At 43.9% G+C, this 7,705-nt stretch carries 6 protein-coding genes; 1 reads left to right on the top strand and 5 read right to left on the bottom strand.

The window, feature by feature from the left end:
- Window positions 1–1,567, top strand: a 1,567-nt coding sequence (locus ACH2DQ_RS04985) for a LacI family DNA-binding transcriptional regulator (protein ID WP_395025802.1), incomplete at its 5' end; no start/stop codon positions are given.
- A gap of 100 nt (window positions 1,568–1,667) precedes the next feature.
- Here the strand turns inward: ACH2DQ_RS04985 and ACH2DQ_RS04980 are convergent.
- The 5 genes from ACH2DQ_RS04980 to ACH2DQ_RS04960 all read right to left on the bottom strand — a co-directional run bounded on the left by ACH2DQ_RS04980 (window position 1,668) and on the right by ACH2DQ_RS04960 (window position 7,498).
- Window positions 1,668–2,843, bottom strand: a complete 1,176-nt coding sequence (locus ACH2DQ_RS04980; RefSeq protein WP_394914494.1) for a Gfo/Idh/MocA family protein — start codon at window positions 2,841–2,843, stop codon at window positions 1,668–1,670.
- A gap of 68 nt (window positions 2,844–2,911) precedes the next feature.
- Entirely contained in the window at window positions 2,912–3,877 is a 966-nt protein-coding gene (locus tag ACH2DQ_RS04975; protein WP_394914493.1) for an ABC transporter permease, read from the bottom strand.
- The gene (locus ACH2DQ_RS04970) at window positions 3,855–5,360 is read right to left on the bottom strand and encodes a sugar ABC transporter ATP-binding protein (protein WP_394914492.1); all 1,506 of its coding nucleotides are present in this window, start codon (window positions 5,358–5,360) and stop codon (window positions 3,855–3,857) included. Before ACH2DQ_RS04970 ends, ACH2DQ_RS04975 begins: the two co-directional genes overlap by 23 nt.
- Window positions 5,361–5,417: 57 nt before the next feature.
- Complete coding sequence (locus ACH2DQ_RS04965; protein ID WP_394914491.1) at window positions 5,418–6,653, bottom strand: substrate-binding domain-containing protein; 1,236 nt, start codon at window positions 6,651–6,653, stop codon at window positions 5,418–5,420.
- A 29-nt stretch (window positions 6,654–6,682) separates the two neighbouring features.
- Complete coding sequence (locus tag ACH2DQ_RS04960; protein WP_394914490.1) at window positions 6,683–7,498, bottom strand: sugar phosphate isomerase/epimerase family protein; 816 nt, start codon at window positions 7,496–7,498, stop codon at window positions 6,683–6,685.
- Window positions 7,499–7,705 lie beyond the last annotated feature (207 nt).

The raw sequence follows: 7,705 nt of genomic DNA, 5'->3' as shown, positions 1-7,705 counted from the left end.
TTACAAAGCAGACACTATTTTGTCCGACAGCTGTGACGGAGGATATAAGGCAACACGCCATTTGATTAAAAACGGGCACGAACAAATCGCTTATCTGGGCTCCTCCCAGGACCGTTCTCCCAAAAGGCTGATGGGTTTTACACAGGCGCTGCAGGAATACGGGATCGAAGCCAATCCTAAATATATCGTAACGAATCTGCACAGCTCTCAGGATATTTATAATGTCTTGAACCAGCTTTTTACCGGATATGACGCTCCCACTGCCATATTGGCTGCAAACTATTCTATTTTACTTCCGCTGCTGCATTATATGGATTCCCATAATATCAGCTGCCCCAATGATGTTTCGCTGGTGGTATTCAATGAGTTTGACTGGGCAGCACTGCATAATCCGCCACTTACAACGGTAGAGCAGAATACGGCTGAAATAGCAAACCAGGCAGTAAGTGCGCTTATCCGGCGCATTAATTCTCCTACCCTGCTGCCCAGCCAAAAGGTAGTCCTGCCTTCCAAATTAAACGTAAGGGATTCCACCTGCGGCATTGGCCGGGGACCTTTTGGAGAAAAGGCTGAAACCATTGATTCCCTGACGCTGACCCCTTCGGAAGAACAAACTCTGCGGGAAAATAATTATACCGCCGCTATTTCTTTCCACTATGCCGGCAAAGCATGGATGGAACTGCACCAGAAAGGGATTCGTGATATCTTTGACAATCTGGGCATTTCGATTATAGCGATTACCGATGCCCACTTTAATCCGGAGTTGCAATGCAGGCAGCTGGAAAGCCTTAAGCTTTTGGAACCCGACATTTTGATTGCCATACCAACAGATAATGAAAAAACTGCTCATGCTTTTCAAAATATTGCCAGGAGCCCTTCCCGGATGATATTAATTACCAATGTTCCCGATGGACTGACACCAGATGATTACGTCTGCTGTGTCTCCGTCAACGAACACTCCCACGGCAGTAATATGGGACACGGGCTGGGTGAATATATGCAGAAACACGGTCTCACAAAACTGGCTTTTATTAAACATGGCGCTAACTTTTATGCTACCAACCAGAGAGACCGGGCTGCCGAGCAAGTGATTACAGAAGAATATCCCGATCTTCAGGTCTGCGGCACTATCGCATTCCGTTCCGAAGAAGACGTATTCAAGCAAACTCTGGATCTGGTAAAACGGCATCCTGAGATCGAAGCACTGTATATTTCATGGGAAGGTCCTGCAATGGAAGCAATGGCTGCCTTAACCCAGATGGAGCGCACAGATATTGCCATCGTAACCGGTGATCTGGATTATTCCATTGCTCAGAATCTGGCAAAAGGAGGTATGATCAAAATGATCAGCGCCCAGTGTTCCTATGAACAGGGGCAGGCAATTGCCATGGCTGCCGCCAATGCCCTGCTTCATAAAAAGACACCTTCTTTTATCGGTATTGAGCCGATTGTGGTCACACCGGAAAACCTTTTAAAATCCTGGAAGAAAGTATTTAAAGAGGAGCCTTCTTCTGCCTTAAAGCTTGCATTGAAGGAAAATCCTAATTATATTTTTTCCAAAGAATAGCGGGAAGTCATACCTGATTTATCTTTTATATCAGGAGCAAAATAAAAATCAGGATAGGTTATGCAATTGTATTTGCATAACCTATCCTGATTTTTCTAACCTACTTCTGCACCTTTACCCACTGCCTGCTGCCCGCAGATTTTGCAACCGCGTCGCAAACTTTCTCAACTCCATAACCCACAGAAAATCTGGTGGAAGGCTGCTCTTTGTTCACAATTGCACTGACAAAATCAAACATTTCAATTGCTTTCAACTCTCCATAACCAATATTCATGCCAGGGATATTCCAGGTTGCATCTCCATAAAAATGAGCCGGCCCCGTATAAATCGTTTTAAATCCACGCCTGTCATCAGGATCATTAGCCCAGCAAACCTGCAGTTCATTCAGCCTTTCATAGTTAAAGCATACGCTGCCAAGTGTTCCGTGAAGTTCCACCGTTATAAAATTATTTCTTCCCCATGCATTTCTGGTAGCTTCAATGCTTCCCACTGCGCCGCTCTTAAAACGAACCAGGAAAGAAGCTTCATCGTCTACATCCACCGGCTCTTTCCTAGCATTGGAATCCATTTTAACTGTCCCAAGAAGGTCTGTACCCCCCTCCTGTACCGGTCTTTCTGTGATATACGTCTGCATCATTGATACTACTTCATCCATATCACCTGCCAGATACTGAGCGATATCGATCACATGGGATGCAATGTCTCCCAAGGTACCTGCTCCGGCTATTTTTTTCTGGAATCTCCAGGACAATGGTGAAGAAGGATCTGCACACCAGCTTTGCAGATAGGTGCATCTTACATTCAATATTCTGCCAAGGGAACCTTCGTCGATGAATTTTTTCGCCAGAACCAGCGCCGGCACTCTGCGGTATTGATATGCATTCATGCTGATAATTCCCTGTTTCGCCGCTTCCTCTGCTGCTTCCGCCATTTTTTCTGCGTCTTCCAAAGTAGATGCAATGGGTTTTTCACAGATCACATGTTTCCCTGCTTTCAGAGCTGCAATCGCAATTTCAGCATGTGCGTTGTTTGGCGTACAGATACTTACTACATCAATTTCAGGATCCTGTATAATCTCCCGGTAATCGGAACAGCATTTTTCAAAACCAAATCTTTCTTTTGCATCTGCTGCAATCTCCGGCACAATATCACATATTGTTTTCATCACAGGCATTGCCGGTGCCGGCCAAAACAACTTTGGCATATTGGAATACCCTACTACATGTGCTTTACCCATAAATCCTGCACCGATTAAACCTACATTTAATTTTTTCATTGTCCTATACCTCTCTTATTATGTTTTCTTTGTTCCATATGTTATCATATTTTTACGTTCAAATATTTTCAGTTCTTTTTTTTCTGAGCCAGGTTGCTCAGAGCAACCGCAATCACGATAATTGCGCCTTTTACAATAGTCTGCTGGGCGGTGCTAAGCCCGGCCAGAATCAATGCGTTGTTAATTAGTCCCATGAGTATTGATCCAAACAAGGCACCGATTACAGATCCCGTTCCACCGGACATAGAGGTACCGCCCAGTACAACAGCCGCGATCACAGACATCTCGTCTCCGTCTCCATAAGAATAACGTCCTGCCTGAAGACGCGCTGCATACATGATGCCCGCAAATGCTGCAAATGCGCCGGACATAATAAATGCGGTGATCTTGACTTTTACGGTATTTATTCCACTATACCCTGCCGAAACTTCATTCCCGCCTGTGGCAAGTGTATGGCGCCCAAATGCTGTTTTATTAAATATCAGTATGCCGATTATGTAAAATAACACCGTCCATAGAATCAAAACCGGAATGCCTGCTATATTTCCCACTCCGAAGATAAAATTAAACCCTGCATTTTCAATGGGAACTGCTGCCGTTTCCGTTATCCACATGGCACTTCCCCGAACCACCTGCATCATACCCATCGTAGCCAAAAATGCCGGCAGACGAAGCTTTGTAATCAAAACACCGTTTACAAGGCCTACCAGACAACCAAATCCAAGTCCGGCTGCCAAAGCGAGCAGAATAGAGTTGGTACTCTTCAGGATCAGTGACACGATCATCGCAGTCATTGCCGCTACCGCACCAACCGTCAAATCAATCTGTCCGGCAGCCATAACAAAGGTACAGGCTACTGCCATAACAGATATCATTGCCGTCTGCCTTAAGACATTCATCAGGTTATTCGCACCTAAAAACCCCTTATTTCCCAGCGTAATGCCAAAAACAATAAATACGGCAACAAAGATAATGTAAACCATATACTTATCCCATTGCAAATTTAAAAGTCTATTCCCCTTTTTGGATTGCATACTGTAACTCCTCCTCTGCTTTTATCTCTTTACGTTCTATTTCTCCTGTAATTCTTCCATCATACAGGATTATAATACGGTCGCAGACCGCCATCAGCTCTGTCAATTCCGAGGACACGAAAATTACTCCCTTTCCCGCATCAGCAAAATTGCGGATCAGTTCAATAATTTCCGTCTTTGCTCCAATATCCACACCGGCTGTTGGCTCATCCAGCATCATGATCTGAGGATTCATATTCAGCCATTTGGCAATTACCACTTTTTGCTGATTTCCACCGGACAGCAGATTAATTCTCTTCTGTATGCCATCCGTGATAATATTCAGCTGCTCAACGTTCTTTTCCACCATTTCATTTGCTGCTGTTTCATCAACCAGAATCTTCTTCTTTCTCAGTTTGGTTACAATGGGCAAAATAGCATTTTCCTTAACAGAATGAATCAGCACCAGCCCCTGTTTCCGCCTGTCCTCCGGAATCAATGCGAAACCTGCTTTAACAGCATCCCTGGTATTTTTGACTTCAATTACTTCTCCGTTTAGCAGGATCGTACCGCTTTCTTTCTTCCTTACGCCAAACAAAGTTTCCAGAATTTCCGTTCTTCCACTTCCCATCAGTCCGGCAAAACCCAGGATTTCACCTTTTTTAAGAGAGAAGGAAATATCCTTAAGCTTACTGTTAATATTTAAATGCTGAACCGTCAGCATATCCGCACCCTTTTTATCATATTCCCGCTCTATCCAATCGAACTTTTTATACACACCTGCTCCGCCGATCATATGGGTAATAATATCATCCAGGGTCATATTACGGATTGCATCGGTATGTACAATGACGCCATCCCTTAAAATGGTAATAGAGTCCGCAATCTGCATAATCTCATTCATCCGGTGGGAAATATACACCATGGATACCCCTTTTTCTTTCAAATCCCGTATCATTTTAAATAATTCTGCCGTCTCGGAATCCGAAAGCGCCGCTGTTGGCTCATCCAAAACCAGGATACGTGCCTGCTTGGAAACTGCTTTGGCAATCTCAATCATCTGGCTCATACCTACACTGAGTTTATTCACCGGAATATCTGGATCCGCGACTATGCCCAGCTCATCCAGTACTTCCTTAGTTTTTTGATTCATATAAGCAGTATCCCGGATACCATGTCTGGTTACTTCTTCTCCCAGAAATATATTTTCCGCCACTGTCATTGTCTGTACCAGCGACAGTTCCTGAAAAATCATGGCAATCCCGTTATTCTTTGCATCATGGGTGCTGTGAATCATAACCTGTCTGTCATCTATATAAATCTCCCCATCGTCCCTGGTGTAGACGCCTGTCATAATCTTCATCAGCGTAGATTTACCGGCACCATTTCCACCCACCAGAGCATGTACCTCTCCTTTTGCAAGGGAGAAGTCCACACCCTTTAGGACCGATACGGCTCCAAAGGACTTTTTGATTCCTTTTAGTTCTAATACATATTGACTCATATTGACCTCCATGTATATCACAGGCACCTTTCATGCGACCTGTGAAAATTAACTGAGTTACTCCTTGTATGCATCCTTCAGGAAGTCCGGTGCCGGTACATGATATACGTCTTCGTATGCCTGAAGTATATTGGAGTGATCTACTCTTTTTGCCGGAACTGCCACATAAGCAGGAACTTCTTTTCCCAGAAGTGCATATGCTGCCATATTGGCTTCTGCCACACCCTGATCATAGGGAAGCTGTGCACCAAGTCCTAATATTTTTCCTGCAGCGATCTCTTTTGCCACATTATTACCCAAATCAATGGTAGCCAGAAGGATATCATCCCTGCCTGCGGCACGTAATGCAGACAACACCCCTTCACAAGGGATATCCCAATGGGCAAAAATAGCCTGGATATCCGGATTCTGTGTCAGCATGGCATCCGCTACCACATCGCAGCTATTCTCATCCTGGAATCCCATTTTAGATACGATCTCGATATTTGGATATTTTTCTTCCATGGTTTTCTCAAATGCTTCCAGCCTCTGATTGGTCACAAAGAAATCCACATCATAATAGACTATACCTATTTTTCCCTCGCCATTTAAAGCCTCTCCGATCAAATCTGCTGCAATCACTCCATTCCCGTAGTTATCTGCAGAAACACTGCCTACATAGTTTTCGCCAGCCTTAAAACCTTTTGGCACATTATCCATAAATACCAGTTTCGTACCCGCATCGGCAACACGCTGGAATGCATCCGCAGTGGCAGTGGCATCTGTGGGAATACTAACGAGAACATCCGGGTTTTTTGCCATAATGGTTTCAATGTCAGCCACCTGCTGTTCGGCTGAGAAGTTAGCGTCTGTTGTAGCTGCAATTTCGATGCCAAGCTCTGCAAACCGGTCCGTCAACCCTTTTAGCTGGGAAGTCGACCAGTCATTTCCGCCATAGTGAAAAGAAATGGCCGCCGTATATTTGCCTTCCTTCACTTTAGCAATTTCCTCCTCTGTCAGTGTCAGTTCACTGGCTGGGGTGGCAGTTTCTCCGTTTGGACCCGTGGAAAGGATCTCTCCGGTTCCGGAGACAGCACCTCCATTCGTTTCATCTGTATCATCTGCTTTTTCTACTGCATCGTTTTTGGCCTCATCTGCGCCGGCTGTTTCCTTCTCCTCTGACTGTGCAGAAGTTCCTGCGGTTGTTTCCTTATTTCCCTCTGTTGTATTCACCATATCGGTTGTCGTGCTGCATGCCGCCAAAGAGCAAACCATAACTGCGGATAATAATACACTTAATATTTTCTTCTTCATCTTATCTTTCCACCTCGTGCTTTCTTTGATTACAGTAGTTTTCCTTTTAAATACTGGTAAGATGTCTCACATGCTTCACAGGGATCTCCGGAATACCCGTCAATCTCTACCAGCCAGTCGCCATCATACCCCTTATTCTTTAAATAGGAAATAATTTCTTCCAGGTTGATGCTTCCCTTTCCTAATGGTACAAACTCTCCGGCTGAATTCAGATCTTTTAAATGCACATATTTTATCCTGTCATAGTACTGCCTGATCATTTGAAGGGCATCGGATCCTCCGGCTGCCAGGTGGGCAATATCCGGGCAGAAAGAAATGTCCGTTAAGGAAAATAATTTATGGATCTGATCCGGTTTCTCCGCCAGTGATCCCAAATGGGGATGATAGCTGGGTATTAAACCATATTCCGAAATAATTGCAGCAGCCTGATCAATCCCTTTTGCCAATCTGGGATAATCCTCTTCCCGGATACCGGAACCGTGTACCGATCCGCCTCCCAATACAATATGCTTAGCTCCCAGCTGCCGGGCAATGGAAGTAACTTCTTTTATTTTATACAGTTCATCTTCCAAAGCATCCTCATAAATAAAATGGCATCCTGCATAAACCCCTAAAACAGATACACCGTATTTACTGCAGATATCCAAAAATTTTCCCGGATTATCTTTGTAAGCTCGTATATTGCCCTCAAATATTTCTATGTATTGGTATCCCCTGGCTGCAATTTTAGAAATTGCGTCTTCATCATCACACATCGTTACGTAACCTACATCCTTCATGCTGGTAACGCCGCCTCCATCACCTGTCAATGGACCAAATGCATTTGTCATGTATCCTAGTTTCATAATAATCCTCTCCTTTTTCGCTGAATTTTTATTAGTTTTCATTTATTTGCGCAAATTTGTTTTGTGATTTTATCTTAACTTATCTTTTGTGCATTGTCAATATTATTTCTTGATTTTTTCCTCCTAAATCATCACTTTGTATATTTTCCTCAAATTTGTCGTCAAAAACAGGGGCTTTCCTTAACCATTTTTGTGTATTTTTATTAT

Source organism: Robinsoniella sp. (assembly GCF_034124845.1).
Note: the sequence above shows the minus strand (reverse complement) of the source record. Positions and strands in the feature narration are given on the sequence as shown.

Bases quoted from the DNA above. Each gene is read 5' to 3' on its own strand.
- ACH2DQ_RS04980 (WP_394914494.1), bottom strand. From the start codon at position 2,843: ATGAAAAAATTAAATGTAGGTTTAATCGGTGCAGGATTTATGGGTAAA.
- ACH2DQ_RS04965 (WP_394914491.1), bottom strand. From the start codon at position 6,653: ATGAAGAAGAAAATATTAAGTGTATTATTATCCGCAGTTATGGTTTGC.
- ACH2DQ_RS04975 (WP_394914493.1), bottom strand. From the start codon at position 3,877: ATGCAATCCAAAAAGGGGAATAGACTTTTAAATTTGCAATGGGATAAG.
- ACH2DQ_RS04960 (WP_394914490.1), bottom strand. From the start codon at position 7,498: ATGAAACTAGGATACATGACAAATGCATTTGGTCCATTGACAGGTGAT.
- ACH2DQ_RS04970 (WP_394914492.1), bottom strand. From the start codon at position 5,360: ATGAGTCAATATGTATTAGAACTAAAAGGAATCAAAAAGTCCTTTGGA.